The 14,840-nt window shown below is 75.7% G+C and carries 16 protein-coding genes; 8 read left to right on the top strand and 8 right to left on the bottom strand.

Annotation, left to right across the window (positions count from 1 at the left end; genetic code table 11):
- Nucleotides 1-122: 122 nt before the first annotated feature.
- Nucleotides 123-776 (bottom strand): flavin reductase family protein, encoded by a 654-nt coding sequence (locus ACZ3J7_RS21005; RefSeq protein ID WP_465623172.1) that lies wholly within the window; start codon nt 774-776, stop codon nt 123-125.
- 68 nt (nt 777-844) lie between these two features.
- Between ACZ3J7_RS21005 and ACZ3J7_RS21000 the strand changes: the two genes are divergently transcribed.
- A complete protein-coding gene (locus ACZ3J7_RS21000; protein ID WP_465623169.1) occupies nt 845-1,567 on the top strand; it encodes an ArsR/SmtB family transcription factor in 723 nt (240 codons plus the stop codon).
- Between the two features lie 103 nt (nt 1,568-1,670).
- Here the strand turns inward: ACZ3J7_RS21000 and ACZ3J7_RS20995 are convergent, their stop codons facing one another.
- The 3 genes from ACZ3J7_RS20995 to ACZ3J7_RS20985 form a co-directional block, all read right to left on the bottom strand.
- On the bottom strand, nt 1,671-2,222 hold the full coding sequence (locus ACZ3J7_RS20995) for a GNAT family N-acetyltransferase (protein ID WP_465623167.1): 552 nt from the start codon (nt 2,220-2,222) through the stop codon (nt 1,671-1,673).
- A gap of 295 nt (nt 2,223-2,517) precedes the next feature.
- Nucleotides 2,518-4,023 (bottom strand): hypothetical protein, encoded by a 1,506-nt coding sequence (locus ACZ3J7_RS20990; RefSeq protein ID WP_465623165.1) that lies wholly within the window; start codon nt 4,021-4,023, stop codon nt 2,518-2,520.
- Between the two features lie 88 nt (nt 4,024-4,111).
- Nucleotides 4,112-4,636, bottom strand: coding sequence for a 2'-5' RNA ligase family protein (locus tag ACZ3J7_RS20985; protein WP_465623163.1), 525 nt, complete (start codon nt 4,634-4,636; stop codon nt 4,112-4,114).
- 62 nt (nt 4,637-4,698) lie between these two features.
- On the opposite strand from ACZ3J7_RS20985, the gene ACZ3J7_RS20980 reads away from it, so the two are divergent.
- Entirely contained in the window at nt 4,699-5,262 is a 564-nt protein-coding gene (locus ACZ3J7_RS20980) for a ribosomal maturation YjgA family protein (protein ID WP_465623161.1), read from the top strand.
- Nucleotides 5,263-5,436: 174 nt separating this feature from the next.
- The gene (locus tag ACZ3J7_RS20975) at nt 5,437-6,534 is read left to right on the top strand and encodes a baeRF3 domain-containing protein (protein WP_465623159.1); all 1,098 of its coding nucleotides are present in this window, start codon (nt 5,437-5,439) and stop codon (nt 6,532-6,534) included.
- 77 nt (nt 6,535-6,611) lie between these two features.
- Here the strand turns inward: ACZ3J7_RS20975 and ACZ3J7_RS20970 are convergent, their stop codons facing one another.
- A complete protein-coding gene (locus ACZ3J7_RS20970; RefSeq protein WP_465623157.1) occupies nt 6,612-7,355 on the bottom strand; it encodes a VIT1/CCC1 transporter family protein in 744 nt (247 codons plus the stop codon).
- Between the two features lie 101 nt (nt 7,356-7,456).
- Between ACZ3J7_RS20970 and ACZ3J7_RS20965 the strand changes: the two genes are divergently transcribed.
- Both ACZ3J7_RS20965 and ACZ3J7_RS20960 read left to right on the top strand, forming a co-directional pair.
- Nucleotides 7,457-7,861, top strand: a complete 405-nt coding sequence (locus tag ACZ3J7_RS20965; protein ID WP_465623155.1) for a hypothetical protein — start codon at nt 7,457-7,459, stop codon at nt 7,859-7,861.
- A 56-nt stretch (nt 7,862-7,917) separates the two neighbouring features.
- Nucleotides 7,918-8,310, top strand: coding sequence for a hypothetical protein (locus tag ACZ3J7_RS20960; RefSeq protein WP_465623153.1), 393 nt, complete (start codon nt 7,918-7,920; stop codon nt 8,308-8,310).
- Between the two features lie 7 nt (nt 8,311-8,317).
- Here ACZ3J7_RS20960 and ACZ3J7_RS20955 read toward each other — a convergent pair whose 3' ends face one another.
- Complete coding sequence (locus tag ACZ3J7_RS20955; protein ID WP_465623151.1) at nt 8,318-8,896, bottom strand: EF-hand domain-containing protein; 579 nt, start codon at nt 8,894-8,896, stop codon at nt 8,318-8,320.
- A 122-nt stretch (nt 8,897-9,018) separates the two neighbouring features.
- Nucleotides 9,019-9,693, bottom strand: a complete 675-nt coding sequence (locus ACZ3J7_RS20950; protein WP_465623149.1) for a transglycosylase SLT domain-containing protein — start codon at nt 9,691-9,693, stop codon at nt 9,019-9,021.
- A 309-nt stretch (nt 9,694-10,002) separates the two neighbouring features.
- On the opposite strand from ACZ3J7_RS20950, the gene ACZ3J7_RS20945 reads away from it, so the two are divergent.
- The 3 genes from ACZ3J7_RS20945 (at nt 10,003) to ACZ3J7_RS20935 (ending at nt 13,845) form a co-directional block, all read left to right on the top strand.
- Entirely contained in the window at nt 10,003-10,602 is a 600-nt protein-coding gene (locus ACZ3J7_RS20945; RefSeq protein WP_465623146.1) for a DUF6542 domain-containing protein, read from the top strand.
- Nucleotides 10,595-12,184, top strand: coding sequence for an LCP family protein (locus tag ACZ3J7_RS20940; protein WP_465623143.1), 1,590 nt, complete (start codon nt 10,595-10,597; stop codon nt 12,182-12,184). The genes ACZ3J7_RS20945 and ACZ3J7_RS20940 overlap by 8 nt, the downstream gene beginning before the upstream one ends.
- 251 nt (nt 12,185-12,435) lie before the next feature.
- Nucleotides 12,436-13,845, top strand: coding sequence for a beta-propeller fold lactonase family protein (locus ACZ3J7_RS20935; RefSeq protein WP_465623141.1), 1,410 nt, complete (start codon nt 12,436-12,438; stop codon nt 13,843-13,845).
- Between the two features lie 62 nt (nt 13,846-13,907).
- On the opposite strand, the gene ACZ3J7_RS20930 is transcribed toward ACZ3J7_RS20935, so the two are convergent.
- Nucleotides 13,908-14,840, bottom strand: coding sequence for a M56 family metallopeptidase (locus ACZ3J7_RS20930; RefSeq protein WP_465623139.1), 933 nt, complete (start codon nt 14,838-14,840; stop codon nt 13,908-13,910).

The raw sequence follows: 14,840 nt of genomic DNA, 5'->3' as shown, positions 1-14,840 counted from the left end.
CCGGCCCGCCCGCTGCCGGGGTGGCCCGGGTCCTGCCGGTCAGGCGATCGCGGCGGCGGCCCCGGCCTCGATCGGGACGCTTCGGTACCCCTTGCCCCGGCGTCGACCGGCTTCGAAGCCGGTCAGTGGGCCGGCCGGGGTGTCTGGGAGCGGAAGCTGTGGCCGAGTTCGGGGCCCAGTCCGTAGTAGTGACGGAAGTTGTAGATCAGCGGGCTCCACGTGGCCGGGTCGACGTGCTGGGAGCCGGGGACGACGACACGCGGATCGGCGTGGACCTTGAGCACGTCGGCTTCGACGATGAGGAAGGCCCCGGAGGCGTCGGGTCGGATCCGGGCGGCGCGGGCCTCCAACTGGAGGGGACACTCGGCGGCCCTGGGCGGCCGGACCAGCTCGGAGGGTTCAGGTCGCAGGCCGGCGGCGGCGAACTTGTCCGGCTCGAAACGGAAGGCGCCGCGCTTGTCCACGGGCACCGGGGTGCGTCCGGTCAGCGGCGCCAGCCGCTCCACCGCCGGCCACTGGGCGGGCTCAGGGAGGTTGACCACGAGATCGGGCCGGCTGAGGAGGTTGTGCGCGGTCTGTCCCCCGGCGCCCAGACCGAGGACGACGACGTGGCCGAGTGCCCAGGCCGAGGACATCGGCGCGAGGTTGAAGGAGCCGTTCTCGTTCTCCGTCGAGAGCAGCACGACCGGCGTGCCGAAGTACAGGATGCTCGGCTCGATGGTCACGTGGGCGGCCGACGGGTTGCCGGGCACGGTCCTGGGTGTCGCGGTGTTCATGGGAGTCGACCGTAGGGTGAGGACTCTTCGGCCACCGCCGAAGGATCGCCGGTGGATGATGGACGACGATGAATCACCATGACGCGCACCTGGAGGGCCCGGACCTGGCCGCTCTGGCCGGACTTCTGGCGGACGGCACCCGCGCCCGCTTCTGCCTGGCCCTCCTGGACGGCCGGGCCTGGACCGCGACCGAGCTGGCGCGCCATGCCGGGGTGGCCGCCTCGACGGCCACCGAGCACCTGAACCTCCTGGTCGGCGGAGGACTGTTCGCCCAGGAGCGTCAGGGGCGCCATCGCTACGTGCGCCTCGCCGATCCCGAGACGGCCCATCTGATCGAGACCCTTGCCGCCATGGCTCCCCGCCGCGTCGCTCCGCCACGTTCACTGCCCGCCGTCAACCGGAGCCGGGCGCTGGCCCGCGCCCGCACGTGCTACGACCACCTCGCGGGCGCCCTCGGGGTCGCGATCACCGAGGCGATGGCCGACCGGGGGCTGCTGGACCGGGAGCAGGGGCTGACGCTCACCGGCGACGGGACCGCCTGGCTAGCGGAGCTCGGCATCGTGCTGCCGCCCGCCACACGGCGTCCGCCCGTCCGCGCGTGCCTGGACTGGACCGAACGCCGCCCCCACCTGGCCGGTGCCGTCGGTGCCGCCCTGTGCCGCCACGCCTTCGACTCCGGCTGGATCACTCGGATCGGCACCGGCCGCGCCGTCGCCCTCACCGAGATCGGCCGGCGTACGCTTCAGGACCGCCTCGGCCTGTCCGACGAGGCGGGCACTCCCGTCAGCTGAACACCGGTCCCGCCCGGTCGGACGCCGCCGCTACCCGCGCCGCGCCGCGCCGCACCCCTCTGTGCCACCGGGACGCGCCCCTGGCCGCCGGAGCGCCGGGGGCTCAGCGCTCCCAGGCGCGCGGCCGCTCCAGCGCCTCCCACTCCGGGCGCAGCAGCGAGAGCACCGCGAGGTCGTGGCGCCGGCCCCGGTGCAGGCAGGCGGCGCGCTCGACGCCCTCGTGGACGAAGCCGGCGCGCTCCAGCAGGGCGAGGGCGGCGGCGTTGTCGGTGTGCGGACGCGCGGCCAGCCGGTGCAGCGGCAGTTCGCCGAAGGCGAGGTCGGTCAGCGCGTCCAGCGCGGCGCGCCCGTGGCCGAGGCCGCGGTGCTCCCGGGCGATCAGGAGGCGGACGGTGGCGGTGCCGTCCATCATGCTCTGCGCGATCAGCTCGGCCTGGCCGACCGGCTCGCCGTCCGGGCGCAGCACCAGGAAGGCGTCGTGGTTGTCGTCCTCGACGTCCCGTTCGATCCGCTCGCGCAGCGCGGAGAGCGGGAGCGGCCAGCGGCCCAGCTCGTGCGCGGCCAGCGGTTCGGCCAGCCAGCCGTGCAGCAGCTCGGCGTCGTCGGTGTCGAGCGGGGCGAGGGTGACGGCGGGGGAGGGGTGCGCGGGGGTCATGGGCCGGATGCTAGGCCGTCCACGCCCTCCCTGACCACGGGTTTTCCGGCGGCCGGTCCCCGTGCGACGGCCGGTGGCGGGCGGTCGGCGGGCCGAGCGGGCGGGTGGGTTCGGCCCGGCCGGCGGGGCGGGGACGACGGCGCTGCGGCGTCGGTCGCTCGGGACGGGCACTTCGCCGCGCCGGAAGTGCCCGACCCGTTCGCCCGCGACGCCCGGGAGTTCTTCACCGCGCTCCCGTCCGCCGGTCCTCCGGCCCCCCGTCGGGCCCGGAGGGCCGGGCCCGACGGGCCCGCCGCTAGTGGCGCATCGGCCTGAGCTCGCGGCGCACGTCCTCGTAGCGGGCGGCGGCGTCCGGGAAGAGCGGCGTCACCCGCGCGGCGATCGCGTCCACCTGGGCGAGCAGGGCGTTCACGTCGGCGGTGGAGGCGGCCAGCTTGCGGGCGGCGTTGCCCACCCGGCTGAGGTCGTCGGTCAGGGTGGCGTCCAGGTACCGCAGCCGGGCCTGCGCGGCCGCGCCCAGCGGGACGACCGCGGCGGCGTGGGCGTCCAGCATCCGCCAGCGGGCGGTGGTGTCGGTCAGCACCGCCCGCGGCAGGCCCTGGATCAGGGCGTCCCACTGCGCCCCCGTGGTGGCCACCGCGGGCAGCTGGCCGAGGGAGGCCAGCAGCGGTGCCAGGGCCGCCTGTTCCTGCGGGCGGTCGTGCAGCACCAGCCAGTCGACGACGTCGCGCAGCCTCGGCGCCCAGGCGGGCGCGGTGAAGCCGCTGGGGGCGACGGCCGCCAGCACCGCGTTCAGGATCCGCCCGCCGAGCTGCACCGGGGTGTCCCCGAACACGCCGCGCGACACCAGCAGGGTCCGCTGGTCCGCGTGGCAGGAGACCGAGCCGCCGTCGACGGCCAGCGGGATCACCTCCAGCCCGGAGAGCAGGTTCTTCGCCTTCGCGAGGGTGGAGGCGATCCACTCCACCGTCCACTTCCCGTACGTGCTCAGCCCGGTGACGCCGAACAGCGAGTAGCGGGCGCTGACCAGGTTCGCGCCCACCAGCCGGTTCTCGAAGGCCACCCGCTGGGCGGCGTCCGGATCGTTGGCCCAGTTCTGCTGCTGGGTGGCCCAGTTGGCGTCCAGGACGCTGACGCCGGCGTGCGCCGCGACATCCTTGCCGCGCAGCCAGGCGCGGTTCAGCACCAGGTCGGCCCAGGCCAGCGCGGCCCCCAGGACGGTCTGCCCCGCCACGCCGCGCAGGTGCTCGCGCTGGGCCGGGACGAGGCCGAACAGGCTGTAGCGCCCCGGCCCGTTGTCCGCGCGTTCGGCCAGCCGCACCGCCAACTGGGCGTAGGTGTCCGCGTTGAGGACGCTCAGCGCGGGCGTCAGGTGGCCCCAGGCCCAGCCGCTGCGGTACGCGTAGTCCTTGATCGGGAAGGCGTTGTGCTCGTTGAGGGTGTGGGACAGCTCGTGGACCACCGTCAGCGCGTTGTGGTACGAGGTGGTGGCGTTCTGCACCAGGTCCGGTCGCAGGTCCAGTCGGAACACCTGCGGGTTCGCCCCGGAGGTGATCAGGGTGTTGGCGCCCATCGAGGGGTCCAGCGCGGCGTTCACCTTGACCAGGTTGCCCAGTCCGGGCAGCCTGCCGAGCAGGGCGCCGAAGCGGCCGGAGAGGTCCTGCTGCAGCTGCCCGCCGGCGGGCGTGCCGGGCAGGAGGGCCTGCAGGTCGGGCTGGCCGAGGTGGGTGATGAGGGTGGCGATCTTCTGGTCCAGGTCGAGGACGACCTGCTGTTGCGCGGGAGTGAGATCGTCGGGCAAGGGAGTCCTTCACGGCTCGATGCGGAGACTGCTTCCCGCAGTATGCGTTGCCCCAATCATCATCCGATAAACGGAATTTGACGGCTCGTCAGACCGGAAAAGCCCTGGTCGACTGGGTGTTCGAGTCGAAGCTGCGCGCCCCGTCGAAGACGCCCGCCAGATCCGGGTGACGCCCCAGCAGCCGGTGCGCCAGGGTCAGGCCGTCCGGCTCCACCCGGCGGGTCAGGCCCAGGTGCGGCATCCAACGGCCCGGCACGTACAGCGGGTCGGGCTCCGGCTCGTCCGCCAGCAGCCGCCACACCTCGCGGTGCAGGTCGACCAGCGCCGGACCCGGCACCACGCCCCAGGTCAGCACCCGGCGCCGACTGCGCGCCGAGAACGACAGCAGGCCCGACAGCCGCACCTCCAGCGGCAGCGCCCCCGCCAGCAGCGCCTCGACCTCCGCCAGCCGCTCCGGCGCGACGTCGCCGCACACCGCCAGGGTCAGGTGCGGGCGGTGCGTCGGGTGCGGGTTGTCCGCGAGCGAGTCCACCCCGCCGTCGGCCAGCCGCCGCCACACCGCCCGCACCGCCCGGTCGAACGCCGGATCGCAGGTCAACTCGATGGTCCGCATGCCACCACCGTAGGGCCGGGCCCGCTGCCGCCCGCCCCCGCCCCGTGTGATGGGCTGGGCGGATGCGCACCACCGACCCCCGGCCGCCGGGCCGTCCGCGACCGCCGCGCCCTCGTCCCCCCTTCCCCGGCGCCGGAGTGACGGGGCGTCGCCCCTCCGCGCGGCCGCCGGACGGACGGCGGGCCCGGGGCGGGTGGCGGACCCGGGGCGGGTGGCGGGCCCGGGCCGGGTGGCTCGCGGCCGCGGCCGCGGTGCTGCTGCTCGGGCTGGTCGCGCCCGCCCGGGTGCCGGCCGCCGCGGCCGCCCCGCTCGGCGGCGCGCTGTACACCGCGCTGCTGCACACCCTGCTGATGGCCGCCGCCCCCCGCCTCCGCCCGCGGACCGCCGCCGGCACCGCGCTCGCCGCGAGCTGCGCCGTCGAACTGTTCCAGGCCACCGGCCTACCTGCCGACCTCGGCGCACGGCCGGCTCGCCCGGCTCGTCCTGGGCACCACCTTCGACCTGCCCGACCTGCTCGGCTACGCCCTCGGCGCGGCCGCCGCGCTCGCCGTCCACCTGGCGGTCCGCGCGGCGGTCCGCCGACTGCGCGAGCGTCGGGGTGCGGGCGAGTGCCGGGCCGGGGCTGACCGGGGCTGACCAGGGGCCGAACGGGGGCGGACCGGAGCGGCGGGCGGGACGGCGGTTCGACGCCCCTCCCGACAGATAGGTACATTTGGGACATTCGGGAGCAGAATGAGGCTTCGCGCCCATGCGCCGCAGCCCACGCACAGAAGGCCGAACCGCCTTCGGAAAGGGTCTCCATGCACCCCGCCCTCAGCCCCGCCGTCCTCGCCGAGCTGCGCCGGCCCCGCCCCTACCCGGCGGTGTCCATCCTGATGCCCACGCACCGCCGCGAGCCGGACAACGCGCAGGACCCGGTCCGCCTGCGCAACCTGCTGGCGGAGGCGAAGGAGCGGGTCCAGGCCGACCCCGAGGTCTCCCGCGCCGACCGGATCGACGTCCTGGAGCAGCTCGACAAGGCGCTCGCCGAGGTCGACCTGGTGCACGCCGAGGACGGCCTGGCGATCTTCGCCGCACCCGGCGAGCACCAGGTCTGGTCACTCGGTCGCACCGCCCCCGCCCGGGTGGTCCTGTCCGACACCTACCTCACCCGCAACCTGGTCTCCTCGCAGATCGCCGAACGCCCCTACTGGGTGCTCGCGGTCGCCGCCGACCGGGTCGCCCTGTGGGGCGGCAACCAGGAGAAGGTCACCCCCGAGAACGGCCACGGCTTCCCGCTGGAGCGCGTCTACGACAACCCCGACCCCGAGCGCCAGGAGCGGATCGGCGACACCCCCAGCACCTTCCGCGACGAGGAGACCAAGACCTTCCTGCGCCAGGCCGACGCCGCGATCGGCAAGGTGCTCGCCGCCGACCCCCGCCCGCTGTACGTCTTCGGCGACGCCCCCGCGCTCGCCCTGCTGGACGCGGTCGGCCCGATCGCCAAGGCCACCACCTCGCAGATCCCGCACGGCGGCCTGGCCCAGGCCACCGCCGAGGCCGTCCGCCAGGCCGTCGAGCCCGCCGTCCGCGCGCACGCCGACCAGGAGATCACCGACGCGCTCGCCCGCCTCGACAAGGCCCGCGGGCGCCAGGCCTTCGCCGCCGGGATCGACGAGGTCTGGCAGACCGCCGCCGAGGGCCGGATCGCCCTGCTGGTGGTCGAGGAGAACTTCCGCACCACCGCCCGCGACGACGGCGACCACCTCGTCCCCGCCGAGGAGGGCCAGCCCGGCGCCCGCGAGGACGTCGTCGACGAGGTCATCGAACGCGCCCTCGACACCGGCGCCACCGTCAGCTTCGTCCCCGACGGCACCCTCTCCGACGCCGGCCGGATCGCCGCCGACCTGCGCTACTGACCCAACCCCCCCCGCACTCGCACCGGGGCCCGGGCCGGAACTGCTCCCGGCCCGGGCCCCTCGCCCCTCCGGCGGGCTCAGCCGGTGGAGGCACCCAGCAGCACGCCCACCGCGTACGTCACCGCCATCGCGAGGCCGCCGCCCAGCACGTTGCGCAGCACCGCCCGGCGCGGATCCGCACCGCCCAGTCGGGCGCTCGCCCAGCCCGTCAGCACCAGGGCCGCCAGCACCGCCACCACCGTGATCCACACCCGGTGGGTGGGCGGCGGCAGCACGATCGCCAGCAGTGGCAGCAGCGCACCCACCGTGAACGCCGCGAAGGACGCCCACGCCGCGTGCCACGGATCGGTCAACGCCTCCGGGTCGATGCCCAGTTCGGTCTCCGCGTGGGCCGCGAGCGCGTCGTGCGCGGTCAGCTGCACCGCCACCCGGTGGGCCAGCTCAGGATCCAGCCCCTTCGCCTCGTACAGGCCGGTCAGCTCGGCCAGCTCCGCCTCCGGCGTCAGCCGCAGCTCCCGCCGCTCCTGGGCCAGCGCCGCCTGCTCGGCGTCCCGCTGGGTGCTCACCGACACGTACTCGCCCGCGGCCATCGACAGCGACCCCGCCAGCAGCCCCGCCAGACCCGCCGTCAACAGCTCGCCGGACGAGGCGTTCGCCCCGGCGACGCCCACCACCAGGCCCGCCGTCGACACCACGCCGTCGTTCGCGCCGAGCACGGCGGCCCGCAGCCAGTTCAGCCGCCCGCCCAGCGCACCGCCGTGCGCCTCGTCGTGGTCCGGCGGGGGGACGGGCTCCATGCCCCGGGCGTGGGAAGCGGTCATGCCGCCAGTGTGCCCGCTCGGCCCCGCCGCACCCGGCAGCACCGACGGGGCGTCGGAAAACGCGTTGCCGCAGCCGGTGAGGGCGGGTCAGGATGGACGCCATGTGCTTCCGAGGAGGAACGGGCAGCCGGCACCACGTCTGCCCGCCCTGCCGCGCCTCCTACAAGCGGACGGGCGGCGCAGCGGTCTGCCCGCGCTGCCGCGGCCCGCTGATCGACGCCGGGCAGGACCTGCACGTCCCCCGCCGCCGCGACACCGCCGCCTGGCGCGCCCTCACCGCGCTGCTGCACGCCGGCGTCACCTTCCACTCCGGCTGCTGCGACGGCCCCGGCTGGCGCCCCCGCACCCCGCGCGAGGTCCGCGACCGGCTGGCCGCCTCGGCCGGCACCGGCCTGCCCGCCGCCCGCGCCCTGACCACCGAGGACCCGGACGCCCTCACCGCGCTCCGCCGCGCCGCCCGCCGGGTGCCGGAGCGGGAGCCGGAGCGGGCGTCCGGGCGGCGCTGACCGGCGCCCGCGAACCGCGTTGCCGCAGCTCGCGGCGGTGCGCCAGGATGTCGGGCATGCGCTCCGCCCCGCCGGAACCCGTCCGGCACCACGTCTGCCCGCCCTGCCGCGCCTCCTACCAGCGGGCCGCCGTCGGCGGGGCGGTCTGCCCGCGCTGCCGCGGCCCGCTGATCGACGCCGGACGGCACCTGCGGGTCCCGCGCCGCCGGGACGACGCCGCCTGGCGGGCGCTCACCGCGCTGCTGCACGCCGGCATCCGCTTCTCGTCCCACTGCAACGGCGCCGGCTGGCGCCCGCGCACCCCGCGCGAGGCCCGTCAGCGGCTGGCGGCCGCCGCCGGGAGCTGGCTGCCCGTCGCCGAGGCCCTGGTCACGCCGGACCTGGACGAACTCGCCGCACTGCGCCGCGCCGCCCGGCGGGTGCCGAAGCGGGCCGCCGGGCGGCGCTGACGCCGGGTCAGAGCGTGGTCTGGTCCGGGTCGCCCTGCGGGCTGCCGGCCCACCAGTTGCCCGGGGCCTCCGGGTCGCGGCTGGTCCAGTACTCGATGATGGCGGTCACGAACTCCTCCGGGTCCAGCGTGCCGTCGCCGTCGCGGTCCAGGTGGGCGAAGGCGGCGTCGGCGTCGCTGCGGCGCAGCTGGGGGAAGTGGCCGCGCTGGAAGAGGAAGAACTCGTCCGCGTCGACCCGACCGTTGCCGTCCGCGTCCGCGACGTCGAGGAAGGCCCGGGCGAGGGCGCCGAGGGTGGCCTCGGCGGCCTTCGGGTCGTCGGCGAGCGAGGCGGTGGACGCCAGGAAGTCGGCCCGGCCCATCGACACCGCCCCGGCGGGCAGGTGCGGCAGGTGCAGCTCCCGCCAGATCGCCACGTACGCGTCGACGATCCGCGCCTCCTCCGCCGACCCGGCCGGGTGCCCGAGCGAACGCGCCACCGACTGCCCCATCAGGACGTGGTCGCGCTCGGTGAGCTGCCCGTCCCCGTCGGCGTCGAGGTGGTCGAACCCGTGGCTGATCTTGGCGATGAGCAGGTCGTCGGACACGGTTACCCTCCGGTGGGCGGCAGTTGACGGAGCGTCATCCTAGCGGCTCCGACTCCGGTTCCGGGTGCGCGGCCGACGGCCGAGGCCGGGGCGGAGGCGGTCGGCGGGCCAGTGACGGGCGGTCAGGGGGCGGCGGCCAGCGCGTCGGCGGACTTGGACCAGTTGTCGTGCAGGCGGTCCAGGTAGGAGCGGGCCTCGGTGCCGGGCTTGGTGCCGCGGGCGAAGAGCAGCATGTTGCCCGCGCCGGTGTTGTAGCCGAGGGCCATCAGCTCGTCGCGGTTCAGCGTCCCGGAGAGCTTCGCCGGGAGCTGGGCGCCCAGGTCGTGCAGGTGCCAGGCGGCGGCGCGGACGGCGAGCGCCGGGTCGTCCGGCAGGTCCTCCCAGGGGCGGTCGGCGAACGGGCGGCCCCGGCGGGTCTCGTCGTAGGCGGCGCGGTGCATGTTGGCGACGCCGAACGAGGCGTCCGGCTTCATCTTCTGCCAGGAGCGCTCGACGTCCGGCCCGTGCGGCTTGTACGACTCGTTGTACAGGATGGCCATCACCAGCTGCGGGTTCACCCCGGCCTCGGCCGCGTACCGCTTCACCTCGGGGGCGAAGCGCGGCGGCGAGTAGTCGGTCCGGGCCCGGGACGGCGAGGGGGAGGGCGAAGGGGGCGGGGAGCCGGCGGCGGACGGCGGGGCGCTCGCGCCGGCGGCCGGCGCGGCGGGGGGCGGGTCGCCGACGCGCTCGTACGCCCAGACGCCGAGGACGGCCAGGGCCAGCACCGCCCACGGCCACTTCGCGCGGTGTTCCGCCACCGGTGACTCCTTCCGTCCGCCGAGGTCGCGACGCCCCTCGGGTCCGACCGTCAACTCCCCGGTCCGGACCGGCTCCCGGGCCCGAGGGCGTCGGGTGGCCGTGTCCTGCCGCCGGGCTGTCGCGTTCTGCCAGGTGTCGCCCGACACCGGGTGGCACCTGGGGCGAGCTTACGTACCCGGAGCGGGTCCGTGTGCGCCGCCCGGATCTCTACAGCTCTGTAGAGGAACCGGGTGGTACCGGCCACGCGTCTGTCAACCGGAACGGTCGGACGCCGCGGACGCGGCACGTGCAGTGGACGAGAGGTGTCGATGACGGGTCGAAGGTCGACGGGGACGCGCGGCGACGCGCCGTCGAGGCGCGACGAACCGGCGGACGCGGCGCAGCGGGCGGCCGCGATCGCCCACCCCGTGCCGGCCCAGCGCGGCCCGCACCGGGACGAGCACCGCGCCGCGCCGGCGGACGACGGGGGAGCGCGGTCGCGGCGGGCCGCCCGGCGGGAGGCCGCGGCACCGAACCGGATGCCCGCCGTCCTGCCCGCGCTCGGCCTGCCGGTGCTCGGCGCGCTCGCCGACGAACTGCTCGCCCCCGGCCTCGGCGCCGGCTACGCGGCCGCCGCCGTGCTCGGCGCCGCGCTGGCCGCGCTGGTCAGCACCCCGGCCGGCTGGTGGTGGGTGGTCAGCGGCGCGCCGGTGGTCACGCTGGCCGTCGCCGGCGGCGTCGACTACCTGGCCCGGGCCGACAGGTACCACGGCGCCGGACTCGGCACCGAGGGCCTGAAACTCGTCAGCGGCCAGTTCCCGTGGATGCTCGCCGCCCTCGCCGCCGCCCTGCTGGCCGTCGCCGTCCGCCGGCTCCGCGCCGCCCGCACCGCCGGTGCCGCCCGGGCCCGGAGGTCCCGCCGTGGCTGAGCGACCCGGCCCCCGCCGCCCGGCCCGCCGTCCGGCCGCCGGGGTGGTCGCGGGCCGCACCCTCGCCTGCGGCCTCTCGCTGGCCGTCCTGGGCATCAGCGGCTTCGCCTGGTACACCGCCGGGGAACTCAACAGCGTCAACCGCTCGCACGCCCTGGACCAGGCCCGGAAGAACGCGCCCAAGCACCTCGACGCCTCGGTCAACATCCTGCTGATCGGCCTCGACAGCCGGAAGAACATGGACGGCACCGACCTGCCCAAGCAGTTCGTCGAGGACGAACTGCACGCCGGCTCCAGCGAGATCGGCGGCTACAACACCAACTCGCTGATCGTGCTGCACATCCCGCCCAGCGGGAAGGCGCAGGCGGTGTCGGTCCCGCGCGACGACTGGGTGCAGACGTACAACGCGGACGGCACCGAGGGCCGGATGCACAAGATCAAGGAGGCGTACGGCTACGCCAAGGACGCCGCCGAGCAGAAGCTGCGCGCCAAGGGCCTCACCGGCGCCGCACTGGAGCAGCAGAGCCGGGAGGCCGGGCGCTCCGCCACCATCCAGACCGTGCAGAAGCTGCTCGACGTCCCGATCGACCACTTCGCCGAAGTCAACCTGATCGGCTTCTACGACATCGCCAAGGCCCTCGAACCCATCCCGGTCTGCCTGAACAAGGCCGTCGACGACCCGATCGTCTCCCGGATCACCGACAGCAAGGGCAACGTGGTCCGCCCCGGCGGCGGCACCGGACTCAAACTGCCCGCCGGCGTCAGCCGACTGAACGCCGCCGACGCGCTGTCCTTCGTCCGGCAGCGGCACAACCTCACCAACGGCGACCTCGACCGCACCCACCGGCAGCAGGCGTTCATCGCCTCCGTCGAGTACAAGCTCAAGCAGCAGGGGGTGCTCGGCGACCTCGGCAAGATGCAGGCGCTGCTGGACGTGGTCAAGAAGGACGTGGTGATAGACGACCAGTGGCAGCTGCTCGACTTCGTCCAGCAGGCGCCCAACCTGACCGGCGGCAACGTCGAGTTCAACACCCTGCCGATCGACAAGTTCGCCACCGTCGGCGGCCAGGAGGTCAACCAGGTCGACCCGGCCAAGCTGCGACGGATCGTCAAGCAGCTGTTCGGCCAGCCGGTCGACGCCGACCCGGCGGTCCCGGTCGCGAGCCCGAGCCCGAGTCCCAGCGGGGCGCCGGTCGCCGGGGCGACGGTCGACGTGCTCAACGGATCGCCGGTGTCCGGTGCGGCCGGCGAGGAGTCCCGGGCCCTGGTCGCACTCGGCTACCGGGCCGGGAGGACCGGCACCGCCGACAGCCGCCTCCGGACCACCACCGTCAAGTACGGCACCGGCGCGCAGGACGCCGGCCGGCGGATCGCCGAGCACTACGGCGTCACCGCCACCGCCTCCACCGCGATCGCCCCCGGCCACGTCCAGGTCGTCCTCGGCGCCGACCGCGCCACCCCCGCCTCCGGAGGCGGCACCGCCTCCGCCTCCGGCAGCGGTCCGGGGGAGCCCAGCCCCGCCGCCACCCTGCAGATGCAGGGGCCGCCGGTGAAGGCGGGCGGCGTGCCCTGCGTCGACTGAGGACCGGGAGGCCCGGTGCGGAAGGGGCCGAAGTGGCGTCAAGACCTGCCGCGGTCAACTTTCCGGACGGGATGCGGCCACTTGCGGGCGTTCCGCGGCGCTCCCGGTGCGGAATCGCGATGATTCCACTGATTCCGCCGGGCAGCGGTTCCGCCGCCGCCCGCCGCAGTGGAGTCGCACGACCGCGCGGCCGCCGGTCCCCGGGTCCTCCGGACCCGCCGTCGGCGTGCGGACCGATGGGGGGAAGTCCCTTGCCTTCTGCACCTGCCCGCACCCGTCGTTCCCTCTCCGCCTGGGGGCGCCGCCTGGTCTCCTGCGCCACGGGCGGCGCCCTGGCGCTCACCGGGGCGGTGGCGCTGGGCACGCCCGCGCACGCCGCGACCGGCCCGCTCGCCTACGTGGCCAACCTCGGCGGCAGCACCGTCTCGGTGGTCGACACCGGCACCAACGCCGTCACCGCCACCGTCACGGTCGGCAACAGTCCCGCCAACGTGGCGCTCTCGCCCACCGGTGCCCGGGCGTACGTCACCGACTTCGGGAGCGACACCGTCTCGGTGTTCGACACGGCGACCAACACGGTGACCGCGACCGTCCCGGTCGGCAGCAGCCCGCTCACGGTGGCCCTGACCCCGTCCGGAGCGCTCGCCTACGTCACGAACAACGGCACGGACACCGTCTCGGTGATCGACACCGCGACCAACACGGTCGCCGCGACCGTCACGGTCGGCAGCGGCCCCAACGGAGTGGCGGTGAACCCGTCGGGCAGCACCGCGTACGTCACGAACAACTACACGCACACGGTCTCGGCCATCGACACCGCCACCAACACGGTCGCCGCGACCGTCCCGGTCGGCAGCAACCCCTCGGGCGTGGCCGTCAGCCCGACCGGGGCCTTCGCGTACGTCACGAACAACGGCACGAACACCGTCTCGGTGATCGACACCGCCACCAACGCGGTCACCGGCACCGTCACGGTCGGGACCGCCCCCAACGGCGTGTCGTTCAACCCGGCCGGCACCCGGGCCTACGTCGCCGACAACGGCAGCGCCACCGTCTCCGTGGTCGACACCGCCACCGGCACGGTCACCGCGACCGTCCCGGTCGGCAACAACCCGGCCCAGGCCAGGACCAACCCGTCCGGCACGGCCGTGTACGTCACCAACCAGTCCGACGGCACCGTCTCGGTGATCGACACCGCCACCAACACGGTCACCGCGACGATCACCGGGTTCGCCGGCCCCTACGGCACGGCCTTCGCGCCCGCGCCGCCGACGTCGGACGTCGCCGTCACCCTCGCCGCCCAGCCGCACCTGGGCGTCCTGGTGCCCTACCTCGGCTACACCCTCACCGCCCGCAACACCGGCCCCGGGGCCCTCGCCTCGGCGACCCTCACCGCCACGCTCCCGGCGGGCGCCTCGGCCACCGGCCTCGCCACCGGATGCACCGCCGCGGCCGGCACGGTGACCTGCGCCTACGGCCCGATCGCCGCCGGCGCGAGCGCGAGCAGGACCTTCCGCGTCCCGCTGGGCCTGCTGACGCTCGGCCAGGTCACCGTCACCGCCACGCGGACCGCCTCCGCGCCCCTCGACCCCAACCCGGCCAACGACACCGCGGCCGTCACCTGCACCGCCCTCTCCGTCGTCCTCGTCAGCTGCCCCTGACCCCCGACCCCTAACCTCCGACCCCCGACCGCCCGCCGGTGCCGCCGCGCACCGGCGGGCGGTCACCAGGGCGTCGCCGCCTTGACCAGCAGGAGCAGGGCGACGGCCGCGTTCAGGGCGGAGACCGCCGAGACCGCGGTGCCCGCCGCCGCGACCATCGCGGCCAGACCGGCCGGGGAGGCGGCCGGGGGCCAGGCCTCGCCGAGGGCCGGGCTGAGCAGGGCGGTGACCCGGCGCGGGACCGGGCCGGGGGCCGCGAAGGCGGCGAAGGCCGGGGCCGGGCCGCCGCCGCGGGTCACCAGGGCGGCCCGGGCCACCGCGCGGGCGGTCAGCCGCCGGTCGCCCACCGAACCCGCCGCCTCCTCGTCCGCCCAGCGCTCCGTCGCGTACCCGACGGCTTTCTGCAGCGGGCGCAGGAACGGGTTGACGCAGCTCGCCAGGTGGGCCGCCAGCAGGTAGCGGTGGTGCCGGTTGGCCAGGTGCGAGCGCTCGTGCGCCAGCAGCGCGCGCTGCTCGTCCGCGTCCAGGCTGTCCATCATCGCCGTCGACACCACCACCCGGCCCGGCCCGCCCGGCACCGCGTACGCGTACGGCTCCGGGTCCGGCAGCACCACCGGGTCCGAGTCGAGCGGCACCGGGGCCAGCACCCGCTGCGCCCGGGCCCGGATCCGCAGGTGGCGGCGGAGCGAGCGCGAACAGGCCGTCAGCACCGTCACCAGACCCGCCACCGCCGCCGTGCCGACCGCCTCGTGGAACGGCACCGCCGTCCGGATCTCCGGGTCCGACCAGCTGTCCGGCAGCGGGTTGCCCGGGATCTGCGCGGTGCCCACCACGAACAGCAGCCCCAGCGCCAGCGTGCTGCACACCGCCATCGTCCCGCCGATCCAGGACAGCAGCCGCACCGCGTTGCGCGGGTGCAGGTGGTGCTCGGCCAGCCGGGCGATCGGCAGCGAGGTCAGCGGCAGCACCAGGGGGAGGAAGACGAAGAAGCCCAT

It is taken from the genome of Kitasatospora sp. NPDC015121, assembly GCF_055562955.1.
The sequence above is the reverse complement of the archived record's forward strand: the minus strand, read 5'-3'. Positions and strand labels throughout refer to the sequence as shown.